Origin of the sequence: Phyllobacterium chamaecytisi (genome assembly GCF_020164455.1) — a bacterium.
GTDB lineage: Bacteria > Pseudomonadota > Alphaproteobacteria > Rhizobiales > Rhizobiaceae > Phyllobacterium > Phyllobacterium chamaecytisi.
Genome location: NZ_JAIQWW010000007.1, coordinates 116,892 through 131,577 on the forward strand (window position 1 = coordinate 116,892; position 14,686 = coordinate 131,577).

The following is a 14,686-nucleotide window of genomic DNA, read 5'->3' on the forward strand; positions in this document are numbered from 1 at the left end:
TCAGGCACCTTTGTTCAACGGCATATAGAGATCGCCGCCGTCGCGAAATTTCTCCGCCATAGCAGCCATGCCTTCCTTTTGCGCCTCGGCACGGATGTCGTGAGAGATCCGCATGGAGCAAAATTTCGGCCCGCACATCGAACAGAAATGCGCCACCTTGTGCGCTTCCTTCGGCAGGGTTTCATCGTGGTAGAGCCGCGCCGTTTCCGGGTCGAGCGACAGATTGAACTGATCCTCCCAGCGGAACTCGAAACGTGCCCGTGACAACGCATCATCGCGCAGTTGAGCCGCAGGATGTCCCTTGGCTAGGTCAGCAGCGTGCGCGGCAATCTTGTAAGTGATCACACCAACTTTGACATCGTCGCGGTTCGGCAGGCCAAGGTGCTCTTTGGGCGTCACATAGCAAAGCATCGCCGTCCCGAACCAGCCGATCATCGCTGCGCCGATGCCGGACGTGATGTGATCATAACCGGGCGCAATATCCGTGGTCAGCGGTCCGAGCGTATAGAATGGCGCCTCGCCGCAAACTGCGAGCTGCTTGTCCATGTTCTCCTTGATCTTGTGCATCGGCACATGGCCGGGGCCCTCGATCATCACCTGGCAATCCTTGGCCCAGGCAATCTGGGTGAGTTCGCCCAAGGTTTCGAGTTCGGCAAACTGCGCCGCATCATTGGCATCGGCGATAGAGCCGGGCCGCAAACCATCACCCAGCGAAAAGCTCACATCATAGGCGCGGCAGATATCGCAGATTTCCTCAAAGTGCTCATAGAGAAAGCTTTCGCGATGGTGGTGCAGGCACCACTTGGCCATGATCGAACCACCGCGCGAGACAATGCCCGTGACGCGGTTCACGGTCAGCGGAATATAGTGCAGCCGCACACCGGCATGGATCGTGAAATAATCCACCCCCTGCTCCGCCTGTTCGATCAGCGTGTCGCGATAAACCTCCCATGTGAGGTTCTCCGCAATGCCATCGACCTTTTCCAGCGCCTGATAGAGCGGCACCGTGCCGATCGGCACCGGCGAATTCCGGATAATCCACTCGCGTATATTGTGAATGTTGCGCCCGGTGGAGAGATCCATCACCGTGTCCGCGCCCCAGCGCGTAGCCCAGACCATCTTTTCCACTTCCTCGGCCATGGAAGACGTCACTGCGGAATTGCCGATATTGGCGTTGATCTTGACCAGAAAGTTGCGTCCGATAATCATCGGCTCAAGCTCGGGATGATTGATATTGGCGGGAATGATCGCGCGGCCCCGCGCTATCTCTTCGCGGACGAAGTCCGGTGTCACGTGATCGGGGATTGATGCACCGAACGATTCGCCATCGCGCACCGCACCATTCTTTGCACTCTCCCGGCCCAGATTTTCGCGAATCGCGACATACTCCATTTCCCGCGTGATGATACCTGCCCGCGCATAAGCAAGCTGGGTAACGGCCTTGCCGTCCTTTGCTTTCAACGGATTATTGCGGATGGGAAATTCCGGCGTCAGCCGTTCGCCCGTGGCGAAGCCATTATCCGCTGGGATAATGCGGCGGCCGTCATAGGAATGGACATCGCCCTGCGCGGCGAGCCAGCTTTCGCGGACACGCGGGATGCCCCTGGCGATATCGATTTCTGCTGACGGATCGCTATACGGACCTGAGGAATCATAGACTGTGACGTTGGGCTCACCGGCAGTCGGGTGAACCGCGATTTCGCGCATTGGGATGCGGATATCCGGATGAACGTGTCCGGTTTTGTAAATCTTGATCGACGCAGGCAGTGGTCCGGTCGAGACGGTCGGCGTGCTTGAAATAGTTGGATTAAAAACGGTCATCATCAGGTTCCTTTGCCCGCTCATGACCCCAAAAAGTGCTTCCTTTTGGATAAGGACCATGAGCCATTAAAAGTGTTGCTGCGACCTTTATGCGTCCATCCAAGTGGACGCATGGCGCAGCAAGTGCGTGGAAACCCAGTTCTGTGCCGGAAGGATGAAAGGAGTTCGCGAGTCTGAATAGAGACCGAGTGCCAGGGCACTCTATGCGAAGACTTTTGCACCGTCCCTACGCCAGTATGAACTGGATCAGGTTCAACGGGTCACTGCGCTGCAAAAGCCAGCAGTATCTCAGCCCCTTGTCGGGACTCCCCTGGTGAATGTGTTTATGTGACCCGCTGATGACGCAGTTGTCAAGCAGGTCGATCGTTCACGAAGCGTGCAAAGGTTTGAGAGCCGTCGCCCATTTGAGCAATTCGGTCAGCATCGTCGTTGCGCCGGTTTTCATTAGATCGTTTGGCTCGAACACGCCTTCGTCATTGATGAGTTGCCTATAGTTCGCAACAGGAACCCCTTCCGGTATGGGCACCATATGCAGGCCGGCGACCAGTCCCTTCACCGATTCTACGGAACGCAACCCGCCCGATACGCCGCCATAGCTGACGAAACCCGCCGGCTTGTAACTCCACTCCTGAAACAGATAGACCAGCGCGTTCGTCAAGGACGGCGGGGCGTTGTAGTCATATTCCGGCGTAACGAACACATAGGCATCGCCCGAGTCGATGATCGCACTCCACTTCTTCGTGTGAGCGTGTTCGTACTTCTTCATCTTGGGATGGTTCGGCTCGTCGAGGATTGGCAGGTCGATCTCAGCAAGGTCGATGAGAACAGCCTCAAATCGGCCATCCTGCTTGGCAAATTCATTGAACCAGTTTGCAACTGCCGGACCACCACGACCCGGCCGCGTGCTAGCTATGATGATATTGAGCTTGAGTGCCATTTCGACCTGTCTCCATAAGGAATGATTCTCTGACTATGAATAGGAAGCCGCTGCCACAGCAACAAGCGGGCACTTTTTGGTAACCGCCGCACATTATGTTCGGCATGAAGACATCAGGGTAGATTGGCAAAGGTCCTTAAAAAACGAAACCCGCTACGGCCTGGACCATGCGGGTTCTGTCGCGTTTATCTATAACCGGATGCCCGGTCATGAATTATCGGTTGTTGTAATCGCTACCATTGTTGCCGGCTGGGCGGGCAACGCGTTCCTTTTTCTTCGGACCTGGCAACAGGCCTTCGCGCTGAGCCTGCTTGCGTGCAGCCTTGCGGGCACGACTAACGGCTTCTGCTTTTTCACGGACACGGCGCTCGGATGGCTTTTCGAAAGCCTGGCGCGCCTTCATTTCGCGGAAGAGACCTTCCCGCTGCATCTTCTTCTTCAGGACCCGAAGGGCCTGTTCAACATTGTTATCACGGACGAGAACTTGCAATCGTTTTCCTTACCCATGCTTGTCTCGCCTTGCGGAAGGAAATGAGCCACAATCAGACAAGCGTTTGAAGAATTGCCCCTACGGCAATCCGGAGAAGCGCGGACTTTATTCATTTCCGCGCCAAAAATCCAGTGCGCTCAAGCAATTTACTTGAGTATTCCTGCCACGACGCCAACTATTCTGGTGACTCAGCCGGGATATTTTTATGTTCTGTCAATCTCAGCCGATTCAGTCTGACTATGCAGGACCAGAGAAGATTCTGGGGTGCAGTGAGATTCGCGATCATGACGAGTCGAAAACGGTAGCTTTCGAGAACCGGAGCGGAGCGTACTTGAAGTACGTGAGCACCGGATCGCAGAAAAATGCCGCTTGCAGACCGTCATGGCGTGAATATCAACACATCCTAGATCGCGGCAGTGATGATAATCTCGACTTTGTATTCCGGCGTTGCAAGCTTGGCTTCGCCCGTTGCGCGTGCCGGAGTGTTTGCCGGATCGACCCAAGCATCCCACGCAGCATTCATCTCGCCAAAATCCTTCATGTCATCGAGCCAGATTATGGCCTGCAACAGCTTGGATTTGTCGGTGCCGGCCTCCTTGAGCAAGTGGTCGATCGAAGCCAGGACATCCTTGGTCTGCTCTGTCACGCTCTTGCCTGGGCTGCCGACCTGACCGGCGAGATAGACTGTGTTGCCATGGATTACGACCTGGCTCATGCGTGGACCAACTTCAATACGGCGAATGCTCATGGAAATCTCCTCTAATGATTTTCTGGCAATTTAATGCTTGCCTTGCGTGCATGAAAAAGGGCCGATGCGGCCCTGTTTTCAAAGGATAGTAGCGTTGTTGCAGATCAAGCCTTAGACCCGCTGATTGAGCACCACGATTATTTCAACATCATAGCGCTTTGATTTTGAATGATTTTCTGCCCGTAACGGCGCGCAACATCAGCAACGAACGTCAATAACAGTCGATTCGGCGACACACTATTTGCCACATACGGGAGAGTCAAATTTTGCGAGCGTTATATGAAAGATCGGCCCGTTCGATTATCATTGCCGCATGGATCACCGGACTGTCATTGCATCGTTGACATCGGAGCAGCGCAATCGTCTGACCGCCAAATCAGACCTTGCCGGCCTTCTTCAACTCGCCGTCCATTGGGGCTCAATCATTCTGCTCGGATGGTTGATTGCCGTGCGGATACCCCTTTGGCCGCTCTTGATGATCCTGCAGGGGATTCTGATCGTGTTCCTGTTTACCCTTATACACGAGTCCATCCACCGCACGCCGTTCAGGACGCAGTGGTTGAACGACTGCGTTGCGCGCGTCTGCAGCGTCCTGCTTGTGCTGCCCTCGGACTGGTTTCACTACTTTCATCTGGCCCACCACCGCTTCACTCAGGATCCCGAGAACGATCCTGAGCTGATGTCCCCCAAGCCAGAAACCGTGCGGCAGTATCCCGTGCACCTGTCCGGCATTCCTGTCTGGTGGGGCCACATCAAGACGCTTGTAATAAACGCGTCGGGGCATTGCAGCGATACATTTGTGCCGGCAAAAGGTCACCGGAAGGTCCGCAGCGAGGCACAGATAATGATTGCGGTCTATGCCTTGATGATCGCTGTCTCCGTTTACCTGCAGACGGCAGTTCTTGTGTATGTATGGGTCCTGCCGGCGATATTGGGACAACCTTTCCTGCGCATCTATCTTCTGGCCGAACATGGCCGCTGCCCGTATGTCGCCAACATGCTCGAGAACAGCAGGACAACCACCACGACTTGGCTGGTGCGCAAACTTGCATGGAACATGCCTTATCACGCCGAGCACCACGCTTATCCCACTGTTCCTTTTTACCGACTGCCGGAATTCCATGCGTTGATCGAGACTGAGCTCAAGCAGACCGAGGATGGCTACGTCCGGTTCCACGCCAAATACATTGAGCAGATTCGTTAAACGATCAGCTCGACGTGCATCATCAAAAGGAGTCCATATGAGTAGTGCTTTTCCGGAGATCTATCTCGTTCGCCATGGAGAAACAGAATGGAGTGCCTCCGGCAAGCACACGGGACGTACGGACATACCACTGACACCCATTGGGGAAGAGGCCGCGCGCAACATCGCCGCCCGTCTGTCGGGCCTGACTTTCTCCGCTGTGTGGTCAAGTCCATCACAACGTGCTTCGAAGACGTGCGCGCTTGCTGGATTTGGCTCAAAGGCTGTGACGAAGGCAGAATTGGCAGAGTGGGACTACGGGGCATATGAGGGATTGACGACGAAGCAGATTCTCGCCGAACGTCCCCGATGGCGTCTGTTCGGGGATGGCTGTCCGCGCGGTGAACTGTCATCGGATGTGGGCGCACGGGCGGATTTGATTATTGGCCAGCTCCGCCAAACCGATGGCACGATACTGATATTCTCGAGCTCTCATTTCTTGAGAGTCCTTGCGGCACGCTGGCTCGGATTACAACCTGAAGCCGGTGGACTCTTCGTCCTCGATACGGCGAGCATAAGTATCCTCGGCTACGAACACGACCTCACTGAACCCGTCATAAGAAGGTGGAATCAAAAGTGACTTGATTCCACTGATTGAAGGGATTCCGGCGCCACGCCTTCTCATGCAGATATATCCATTGAAATGCCCATGATCATCTGATTACGTGACAAGGCGGCTGGACTTTTGGGGGAACCATGCCTTTTTCTCGAACGGAAGAACTGACCTATTCGTCGGCTGATTGGCAGATAATGGAGCATGCTTTTGCGCAAGCTTCAGCGCTGCTGAAGAGGTCACCAAAGACCGATCCGCGCGCCAACCGCCTGGCACGAAATGTCATGATGTTTTTTGACCGGGGCATGCGCGATCCAGATCTCATCGCAGCCGTCGCCGCCAACCGGGAAATCAGTCTCGAATTCAGGGACATCACCGAGGACAGCTCCAGACCAACAATGCGCGAAAGGGTGACCGCCGGACAAATTGCGGCGGCCTTGAGCGAGAACGATGGCAATTCCGGCAACGAGGACGACTCAGCCGAAAAGTGTTGAGTGGATGGCCGCACACACAGGGGGCAGTGCATGTTGTGCCTGCAAGGATCATCATGCAGGTGACGTTTTAACCTGCCTTAGTGGCTGGGGCCGTAGGGATCTGCCTCAGATATTGGTGTATGGCCTGAACAACCACAGACCCCTCGCCCACACCGGATGCAACGCGTTTGACGGAGCCCGCTCGGACATCGCCTACGGCGAATATGCCAGATGCTGAGGTTTCGAATGGCGATCCGCTCGAAACCACACCGGCCATGATACCGGTCTCGATGAAACCGGACTTGTCCAGTTTGATGCAGCCGTCCAGCCACTCCGTGTTCGGAGCGGCACCAATCATCATGAAGATATTCGAAATAGACCGGGTCTCATTCACCCCCGTCGATCGATTTGTCCACGTTACCTTGTTTAAGTATCGATCGCCGTCAATTGCAGAAATTTCGGTATAGGGATGCAACGAGATCTTGTGCGATTTTTCGATGCGTCGGACAAGATAATCAGACATCGTCTCCTTCAAACCTGGACCCCGGACCAGAATGTGCAGATGCTTGACTAAATGAGACAGGAACATCGCCGCCTGCCCCGCTGAATTGCCGCCACCAACGACAATAACTTCCTGTTCCTGGCAAAGCTGCGCTTCCATGGCCGTCGCCGCATAGTGAATGCCCTGACCCTCGAAACGTTCGTAATTCAAAAGCTCTGGCTTGCGGTAACGGGCTCCGGTGGCAACAACAATCGCTCGGGCCAAAACTGTCTGCCCGTCGTCGAGCACAACCCGGTAAGGCAGCTTGCCGCAATCGATGGAGACGGCCATACGCGAGATGGCGAGACGTGCCCCGAACTTCTGTGCTTGAACCTGAGCACGACCGGCCAATGCCTGACCTGATATTCCCGTGGGAAATCCCAGATAGTTTTCGATCTTTGAACTCGTACCGGCTTGCCCGCCTGGCGCAACCCCTTCGATAACGATCGTCTTTAGTCCTTCGGATGCCGCATAAACCGCGGATGCGAGACCTGCAGGGCCGGCGCCAACAACGAGCACATCATAGACATCGTTCGGGTCGATGCGTTCTGTCAGCCCTAAAACGTCAGCGAGTTGGCCTGTGGTCGGATTTTGCAGGACCGCTTTTCCTGGAGGAACAATGACAGGTAGCGACAGCGAGCAAATCTTGAGCGCCGTGACCATTTCCTTTGCATGCGGGTCAACATCGGAGTCGACCAGCCTGTGCGGATAGCTGTTGCGTGTGAGAAACCGTTGCAACCTCAATGTGTCGGCGGCATGGCTCGGCCCTATCAGGACAACGCCAGCCTGACCGTGTTTGATAAATCCAACGCGGCGAAGGATCAGCGCCCGCGTGATGATTTCACCGATATCCGGCTCAGCCGACATCATCCGCAGGAACGAACTGCGCTCAACGCGCACAAGGTGCGCATCCTCGCCCGCTCGAGCCGAGACAAGATTCTCGCGATTGTTGAACAGATCGAGTTCCCCAGTGAACTCCCGTTCGCCTTGAACGGTGAGGACCCTTGGTACACCGTCATCGCCGAGATCGAGTATTTCGATCGAGCCGGACTTTATCAAAAAGAAATCGGTCTGACGTTCGCCGCGGCTGTACAAAATAGTACCTTTGGCTACGTTGAAGTCGAACCCAAATGACGAAACACGGTCCACCATCTCTTCGTCGAGACGCGGGAAGGTCTGGGCTCTGCGCGCGTAGGGATCACTCGCGTCGGATGAAATGTCTCCGCTGAATTCTGTCTGACTCATAACGGCACACTCGCGCTGGTTTGCTTGCCAAGATTTCTGCCTGTCATTATGGCCGTTTTCTTCTGCAGGGCAACGCGGCGCAATGTGGTTCGGTGTCCAGATTCTCAGCCTGCAAACCGCGGCTCGGGTATACCTTTGATACCAAGCCCGGTGATCGCGAAAAGACTGCCGCGCAAGACACCATCTCCCGGAAATCTTGGCAAGGGCGGCTTTGCCATGGATGTCACATAGATGATGTCCAGATCCGGACCGCCGAACATAATGCTGGTGACCTTTTTCACCGGCATGTCGATGACGCGGTCCACGGTGCCGTCGGGCCGATAGCGAACGACCTTGCCGTCATAGACCTGTGCGTTCCAAAGGAAGCCTTCCGCGTCGACCGTCGAGCCATCGGCGGCACCGCCTCTCGATGTGTCGATCTTGGTAAAGGTCCGGCGATTGGACACATTTCCTGTCGCCTGGTCATAGTCATAAACCCATATCTCGCCCGACCACGAATCCGCGAAATAGAACAGGCTTCCATCGGGGCTCCAGCATGGCCCGTTCGAAACGATGATACCATCGTCGAGCTTGTGCACGCTGAGGTCGGGATCGACACGGTAGAGCGCGCCGTTCGGACCGCTCTCCATCGTGTCCATGGAGCCTGCAATAAACCTTCCCTGCTTATCGACCTTGCCGTCATTGATGCGGTTTGCCGACTTGTCCGGCTCCGGATCATGGATGAGTTCGACATCGCCTGTCTTGAAATCGAGCAGATGAAATCCGCGCGCCAGTGACACGATGGCGCCATTTCCATCCTTGCGCAGCGCCATCGAGCCGATTTTCATCGGGACATCCCAGGAGCGGATTTCCCGGCCATCGGCCGTCGCGCGAAACACACGCCCATCAAAACTGTCGATCCAGTAAAGCCGCTGCTGTTCGACGTCCCACAGCGGGCCTTCACCCAGCGTGGTCTTTACGTCCACCACCACATCGATTTTCATGTTTCCTCCATCATCCCTTGAAACGCGGTTCCGGCAGACCGCGAACGCCAAGTCCATGCACTGCAAACATGCACCCGGCCTCGCGTTCGCGGTGGTATTGATTGTTGAACGGCCGAGCCATCGACGTAACGTACGCGATATCGAGATCCGGTCCGCCAAAGGTGATGCTCGTGGTTGATTGCACAGGCAGGCCGACAATACGGTCGATCACACCATTCGGATCAAACCGGATGAGCCGTCCGGAATACACTTCGGCGCTCCAGACAAATCCTTCCGCATCGACAGTCGCACCGTCGGGATAGCCGCGCAGATTATCAAAGCTTGTGAACACGCGCCGCGACCCGACCGTGCCCGACGCCGTGTCGTAGCTATAAGCGTAGATCGCTTTCTTGTGGCTGTCGGCGAAGTAGAGTGTCTTTCCGTCCGGACTGAAACAGGGCCCGTTCGAGCAAATGATCCCCGTATCGAGCGTATGCAGCGAAAGATCGGGATCGAGGCGAAAGAGCGTTCCCACCGGGTCGCGCTCCTCGAAATCCATTGAACCAGCAACAAAGCGTCCCTGGCGGTCAACCTTTCCATCGTTGAGGCGCGGCCGAAGCTCGCCCGGATGGGTTTCATGCAACAGCTCAACAGAACCCGTTTCAAAATCCAGCGTGTGAAATCCGTTCCGCAGCGAAACGATAGCGCCACCCTTTTCGCGCAGTGCCAGTGAGCCGACCGGTTCTGGCAGGTTCCAGCTTTTGCGATCTCGACCCTTTGCATCACAGGAATAGACCGCAGGTGCGTAGGAATCGATCCAGTACAAACGCTGTTCCTCGACGTCCCACAGGGGACCCTCGCCCAGCTGATTGCGATCTTCGCTGAAAACTTCGATCCGCAGCATCCTATCCTCCTAGAACGCGACCTTGTCGCCGCCCTTGAGTTGCAGGATCGCACGTGCATCGTCTGGAGTAGCCACTTCCATGCCGAGCCCTTCGATGATCTTGCGTGCGAGCAGAACCTGATCGGCATTGGACTTGGCCAGCTTGCCCTTGCCGGCCCAGAGACTGTCTTCGAGGCCAACCCGGATATTGCCGCCCAGCGCCGCCGCCTGAGCGGCAATGCGAAGCTGGCTAGATCCAGCTCCGAGCACCGACCAGCGATAATTCTCACCGAACAGGCGGTCGGCAGTGCGTTTCATATGCGCGACGTCTTCGGGATGCGTGCCGATTGCGCCCAGAAGTCCAAAAACTGACTGCACGAAGAATGGCGGCTTTACCAATCCACGATCGGCGAAATGCGCGAGATTATAGAGGTGCGCGATGTCATAACACTCGAACTCGAATCGCGTGCCGTTATCGTAACAAGTCGCAAGAATGTACTCGATGTCCTTGAAACTGTTGCGGAATACCAGATCGCGCGTGGCCTCCAGATGCGGTTTCTCCCAATCGAACTTGAACTCCTTGTATTTGTCGACGAGGTGATAGAGCCCGAAATTGATCGAACCCATATTGAGCGACGCCACCTCCGGCTTGAAGGTTGCCGCCGGTTTCACCCGCTCTTCAACCTTCATGTAAGGGCTGCCGCCGGTGGTGATATTGATGGCGGCATTGGTGTTCTGCTTGATGCGCGGCAGGAATTTGGCGAATGCCTCCGGGGTTTGGTCCGGTTTGCCGGTTTCCGGATCGCGCGCATGGAGATGCAGAATCGCGGCACCCGCCTCTGCTGCCGCAAGCGCTTCCTTGGCTATTTCATCGGGCGTGATCGGTAGATAAGGCGACATTGTCGGCGTGTGGATCGCACCGGTTATGGCGCATGTTATGATGACCTTGCCTTTTGTGCTCGAACCGCTTGTCAGTCGTGTCGTCTCGCTCATTGTCCGAACTCCTGCGTTGATTTCTTTTTGTGCGCCGCAAGTGCCATGAGGCGGCGGTCGCGCCAGACCTGGCGATCGACCAGCTTTTCCTGGGGCAGCTTTTCGCGTCGGCCGGCCTCAACGGTTTCGAGCACATCGCCCGCCCAGTCGACGCGGCGCTGCATCTGCGGAAACAGCCGCTCATAGATTATCTGATAGCGCTCGACGTAGTCGCGCACGCCCCCCGGTGCGTTGAGATCGATGGTCTCGAATGGCCCCATGAACGACCAGCGGAGGGCAAGTCCGTCACGAATACCGATATCGACATCCTCGACCGTCGCATATCCATCGGCAACCAGCCGAAAGGCTTCCTCAAGAAGCGCGCCCTGCATGCGGTTCATGATGAACCCGTCGAGCTCGCGTTTCATGACCAGCGGCGCATGGCCCGCCGCAATCAAGAAGGCGCGGGTCCGTTCCACGACCTCATTTGAGGTCCAGGGCGCCGGCACAACTTCGGCAGCAGGAATAAGATATGGCGGGTTGATCGGGTGAACGACAAGACAACGCTGGCGGTTTTTCAGGTGCTCGGTGAATTTCGAAGGAAGCAAGGCCGACGTCGAACTCGCGATCACGGCCGACGCATCGGCATTCTCATCGAGGAGCGAAAACACCTTGATCTTTGTTTCGAGATTTTCCGGGGTATTTTCCTGAATGTGGATTGCACCTTCCAGCGCCTTTGCGAGGTCTGTTTCGGCTACGATGCGCGACAGCACGGCTTCCGGCGAATGCCCGTTGAGCAAGTCGTTCCGCTCAAGATCGGCGAGCACATCTGCAATATAGTCGCGAGCCTTGGCCACGGCGTCCGGCGCTTGATCCCACAGGCTCACCTGATAGCCGGCACGGGCAAAACTGATGGCCCAAGCTCTGCCGATGAACCCGCTGCCGATGATCGCTGTCTTTTGCATTGCTACCTCACAGAGTTTCGACATTGCCATCAACGCCGAGCGACTGGCCCGAAACGTTTATGCCCGCATTTGAAAGTAGAAAGGCGACCATCGTTGCGACATCGTAGGGACTGACCATCCGCCGCAGCGAAACATTCTCAAGATAGCGTTCGGTCATTTCCTCATGCGAGATACCAAGTTGCTTCGCACGGTTGCTGATGACGTTTTCAATGCGCGGTCCCTCGACAATGCCAGGCAGGATCGCGTTGACACGAATAGCATGCGGCCCGAGCTCCTTGGCGAGACTTTGAGTAAAGCCGATCACGCCGAATTTGGCCGCCGAATATGGCGTGCGAAACGCATAACCGTGCTTGCCTGCCGCCGATGACATATTGACGATCGATCCGCCTCCGGATGCCTTGAGCATCGGTACGGCGCGCCGCGCACAAAGGAACTGTCCGGTCAGGCAGATGTCGATGCACCGGCGCCAGTCCTCCGTGCTGATCTCATCGACACCGCCAGTCGGACCGGCAATGCCCGCATTGTTGATGAGCGCGTCGAGACCACCCAGTGACGAGGACACCTCCTCGAACATCCGGTCGACATCTTCTTCGCGGGAGACGTCAGCGAGCGTTGCGTGTGCAGGGGCGATGCTTTTCTGCGCCTCGTTCAACAGCGATTCGGATATGTCGCAGATCGCGACGCGGGCACCGAGCCCTGAAAGGGTTGCGGCAATTGCGTAGCCAATACCGGAGCCCCCCGCCGTGACCAGCACCCGTTGATCGCGCAAACCACCCAAGAATTCTTCCGCAGATGCCGGTGCAATTTTATTCATCATTTGTCCTCCTAAGACCGCTTCTCACGAAGCGCCATAACTGCACCAAGCACGACAAGGCCAAACAGGATCGCCCGCGTTGCATAGGGCAGCGTCGTTCCCGCCAGGAACATTTGCAGTGCGGTGAGCAGCAACACCCCACCCAGCATGCCGAGATAGTGACCACGTCCGCCGGTAATCAGGGCGCCACCAACCACCACCACCGCGATCGATGGCAGCAGATAATCGTCGCCCATGCCAAGACTTGCTTGCCCCGAGAAGCCTGTGAGCAATACCCCGACAAGCCCGGCGCAAAGGCCGGAGAGCACATAGACAAGAATGAGCGTGCGTCCGACCGCGATGCCCGAGAGCTGCGCCGCCCGTAATCCATTGCCGATACCGTAGACCCTGCGTCCGAAAGCTGTTCGGCCGAGCAAGAATACGGCGGCAACGACAAAAAGCACCATGAACGGCACGACCGGCGTGACAGTCCAGATTTTTCCCGTCATGAACCAGCGGAGCATCGGCGACGAAAATCCCGCTGGCGTTCCTTGCGAATAGACCAGTGCGAAGCCCTGCAGGATGCCGTTCATGGCCAGCGTCATGACGATCGGCGATATGCCGAGTACGACGATTCCAACGCCGTTGATAAATCCGATAAGGCACGCGATGAGAAGAACGGCAGGTAAAGCGTAGACGAGAGCCGCGTCGGAACCATTGACGATACCTGCGAGCAGGATGCCTGCAATGCCTATAGTCCAGGGAACCGAGAGGTCGAGGCCTCCGGTCAGGATCACCGTACCCTGCCCCAAAGCCAGTATGGCGAGGAAGGTGGACAGGACCGCCAGCGAGTTCCAGTAAGTCGGGTTCAGAATTGCCCGGCCAAGCCAGAGTTGAGTCACTATGACAACGGCGAGCAGACACAAATATGCCGGTAGTGCATAGCGGATCGTCTCGCTGTTGCGCGAAACGAATGACGACGCTACCGGTTTGCCTTCGGCGGACGATGGCATTTTCATCCGCCGGTCAGTGCGATCGAGTTGCGAGGGCAGCAGGCCCTGACGCCAGGCACTGAACTGCGCTTGCGCACTGCGCAATTGCTTGGCGAGCGTCGAACTGTACGAGATCGATCCAGCGAGGACTGCAAGTATCAGGATGGTTCCTTCAGCAATGGTCGAATAGTAGGCCGACACATTGAGAACGAGGAGAATATTTACGACCATCATGAGGATATAGGCGCCGAAGACGGTGCCAAGCGGTCCGCCACGTCCGCCACCGAGACGCGTACCGCCAACGACCACAGCCGCGAACATCGACAGGAGCAGCGGATTGCCAACCAGTGGATCGGCGCTGCCCGTCTGTGCGCTGATGAAGACGCCAGCCAGGCCATAGCAGCCGCCGGCGATAACATAGACCAGGAATTTGGTGAGCTTGACCCTGACGCCGATGGCGGCAGCCGCATCAGGATCGCTGCCGACCGCATAGATCGCAGTACCGAACCGCGTATTCTTCAGCCAGAGCCAGGCGAGTAGAACAACACCGATCACCACCAGCGGCATGGGCAGCCAGCCGGGTATTGCATCACCAAGATAGAAGGTCCCAAGGTCAGGCGCGACGAAGCCACCGGGCTTGTCCATTACCAGCAGCGTCAGACCCTGGACAATGAACATGGTCGACAGCGTGACCACGATGGGCTGCAACCGGAAGAATGCGATGAAAATGCCGTTGAAAGCGCCGGTCAGCATGCCAACGCCGATTCCGACACAGGTCCAATACACCACGCTTGTCTGTGCCGCCGCCGGGTCCATGCCTTGCGCCAACACCACATTGACCAGCGAAATCACCGCCCCGGCCGACAGATCGAAACCGCCGGAAAGAACGACGATTGTTTGTCCGATTGCAGCAATCGCCGACGTTGCTCCGCCGCTCGAAAGGAACGAAATGTCGAAATAGCTGAGCGGCCCGGTGCTGACAAAATCCACCAGAGCAAGCAGGCCAAGAAACACGGCGATGGCAATGAGTACGCTGCGCCGCTCAGGCGACATGCTGAACAGGGAAGT

14 protein-coding genes and 1 riboswitch are annotated in these 14,686 nt (G+C 56.6%); of the genes, 3 read left to right on the top strand and 11 right to left on the bottom strand.

Annotated features, from left to right (window positions below):
* From thiC to LB462_RS12900, 4 genes are all read right to left on the bottom strand, one after another.
* Nucleotides 1-1,821 (bottom strand): phosphomethylpyrimidine synthase ThiC, encoded by a 1,821-nt coding sequence (gene thiC / locus LB462_RS12885; protein WP_224508761.1) that lies wholly within the window; start codon nt 1,819-1,821, stop codon nt 1-3.
* Nucleotides 1,822-2,026: 205 nt separating this feature from the next.
* A riboswitch (TPP riboswitch) is annotated at nt 2,027-2,143 on the bottom strand.
* A 45-nt stretch (nt 2,144-2,188) separates the two neighbouring features.
* On the bottom strand, nt 2,189-2,758 hold the full coding sequence (locus LB462_RS12890) for an NADPH-dependent FMN reductase (RefSeq protein WP_224508450.1): 570 nt from the start codon (nt 2,756-2,758) through the stop codon (nt 2,189-2,191).
* Between the two features lie 214 nt (nt 2,759-2,972).
* Nucleotides 2,973-3,248, bottom strand: a complete 276-nt coding sequence (rpsU, locus tag LB462_RS12895; protein WP_112528763.1) for a 30S ribosomal protein S21 — start codon at nt 3,246-3,248, stop codon at nt 2,973-2,975.
* A gap of 403 nt (nt 3,249-3,651) precedes the next feature.
* Nucleotides 3,652-3,996: a RidA family protein gene (locus tag LB462_RS12900; RefSeq protein WP_224508452.1), complete on the bottom strand. Its 345-nt coding sequence runs from the start codon at nt 3,994-3,996 to the stop codon at nt 3,652-3,654.
* Nucleotides 3,997-4,309: 313 nt separating this feature from the next.
* Between LB462_RS12900 and LB462_RS12905 the strand changes: the two genes are divergently transcribed.
* From LB462_RS12905 to LB462_RS12915, 3 genes are all read left to right on the top strand, one after another.
* Nucleotides 4,310-5,200, top strand: coding sequence for a fatty acid desaturase family protein (locus LB462_RS12905; protein ID WP_224508454.1), 891 nt, complete (start codon nt 4,310-4,312; stop codon nt 5,198-5,200).
* A gap of 37 nt (nt 5,201-5,237) precedes the next feature.
* Nucleotides 5,238-5,819, top strand: coding sequence for a histidine phosphatase family protein (locus LB462_RS12910; RefSeq protein WP_224508456.1), 582 nt, complete (start codon nt 5,238-5,240; stop codon nt 5,817-5,819).
* A 116-nt stretch (nt 5,820-5,935) separates the two neighbouring features.
* Nucleotides 5,936-6,286 (top strand): hypothetical protein, encoded by a 351-nt coding sequence (locus LB462_RS12915; protein ID WP_224508458.1) that lies wholly within the window; start codon nt 5,936-5,938, stop codon nt 6,284-6,286.
* A 67-nt stretch (nt 6,287-6,353) separates the two neighbouring features.
* Here LB462_RS12915 and LB462_RS12920 read toward each other — a convergent pair whose 3' ends face one another.
* The 7 genes from LB462_RS12920 to LB462_RS12950 form a co-directional block, all read right to left on the bottom strand.
* On the bottom strand, nt 6,354-8,051 hold the full coding sequence (locus LB462_RS12920; protein ID WP_224508460.1) for an FAD-dependent oxidoreductase: 1,698 nt from the start codon (nt 8,049-8,051) through the stop codon (nt 6,354-6,356).
* A 104-nt stretch (nt 8,052-8,155) separates the two neighbouring features.
* A complete protein-coding gene (locus tag LB462_RS12925) occupies nt 8,156-9,034 on the bottom strand; it encodes an SMP-30/gluconolactonase/LRE family protein (protein ID WP_224508461.1) in 879 nt (292 codons plus the stop codon).
* 10 nt (nt 9,035-9,044) lie between these two features.
* Entirely contained in the window at nt 9,045-9,917 is an 873-nt protein-coding gene (locus tag LB462_RS12930) for an SMP-30/gluconolactonase/LRE family protein (RefSeq protein WP_224508463.1), read from the bottom strand.
* 9 nt (nt 9,918-9,926) lie between these two features.
* A complete protein-coding gene (kce, locus tag LB462_RS12935) occupies nt 9,927-10,889 on the bottom strand; it encodes a 3,5-dioxohexanoate:acetyl-CoA acetone transferase (protein ID WP_224508466.1) in 963 nt (320 codons plus the stop codon).
* Nucleotides 10,886-11,833: a 3-hydroxyacyl-CoA dehydrogenase gene (locus LB462_RS12940; protein WP_224508468.1), complete on the bottom strand. Its 948-nt coding sequence runs from the start codon at nt 11,831-11,833 to the stop codon at nt 10,886-10,888. The genes kce and LB462_RS12940 overlap by 4 nt, the downstream gene beginning before the upstream one ends.
* Before the next feature lie 7 nt (nt 11,834-11,840).
* Complete coding sequence (locus tag LB462_RS12945; protein ID WP_224508763.1) at nt 11,841-12,647, bottom strand: SDR family oxidoreductase; 807 nt, start codon at nt 12,645-12,647, stop codon at nt 11,841-11,843.
* Between the two features lie 11 nt (nt 12,648-12,658).
* Nucleotides 12,659-14,671, bottom strand: a complete 2,013-nt coding sequence (locus tag LB462_RS12950; RefSeq protein ID WP_224508765.1) for an ABC transporter permease — start codon at nt 14,669-14,671, stop codon at nt 12,659-12,661.
* Nucleotides 14,672-14,686: the final 15 nt, after the last annotated feature.

Bases quoted from the DNA above. Each gene is read 5' to 3' on its own strand.
- thiC (WP_224508761.1), bottom strand. From the start codon at position 1,821: ATGACCGTTTTTAATCCAACTATTTCAAGCACGCCGACCGTCTCGACC.
- LB462_RS12890 (WP_224508450.1), bottom strand. From the start codon at position 2,758: ATGGCACTCAAGCTCAATATCATCATAGCTAGCACGCGGCCGGGTCGT.
- LB462_RS12900 (WP_224508452.1), bottom strand. From the start codon at position 3,996: ATGAGCATTCGCCGTATTGAAGTTGGTCCACGCATGAGCCAGGTCGTA.
- LB462_RS12905 (WP_224508454.1), top strand. From the start codon at position 4,310: ATGGATCACCGGACTGTCATTGCATCGTTGACATCGGAGCAGCGCAAT.
- LB462_RS12910 (WP_224508456.1), top strand. From the start codon at position 5,238: ATGAGTAGTGCTTTTCCGGAGATCTATCTCGTTCGCCATGGAGAAACA.
- LB462_RS12915 (WP_224508458.1), top strand. From the start codon at position 5,936: ATGCCTTTTTCTCGAACGGAAGAACTGACCTATTCGTCGGCTGATTGG.
- LB462_RS12920 (WP_224508460.1), bottom strand. From the start codon at position 8,051: ATGAGTCAGACAGAATTCAGCGGAGACATTTCATCCGACGCGAGTGAT.
- LB462_RS12925 (WP_224508461.1), bottom strand. From the start codon at position 9,034: ATGAAAATCGATGTGGTGGTGGACGTAAAGACCACGCTGGGTGAAGGC.
- LB462_RS12930 (WP_224508463.1), bottom strand. From the start codon at position 9,917: ATGCTGCGGATCGAAGTTTTCAGCGAAGATCGCAATCAGCTGGGCGAG.
- kce (WP_224508466.1), bottom strand. From the start codon at position 10,889: ATGAGCGAGACGACACGACTGACAAGCGGTTCGAGCACAAAAGGCAAG.
- LB462_RS12940 (WP_224508468.1), bottom strand. From the start codon at position 11,833: ATGCAAAAGACAGCGATCATCGGCAGCGGGTTCATCGGCAGAGCTTGG.
- LB462_RS12945 (WP_224508763.1), bottom strand. From the start codon at position 12,647: ATGAATAAAATTGCACCGGCATCTGCGGAAGAATTCTTGGGTGGTTTG.
- LB462_RS12950 (WP_224508765.1), bottom strand. From the start codon at position 14,671: ATGTCGCCTGAGCGGCGCAGCGTACTCATTGCCATCGCCGTGTTTCTT.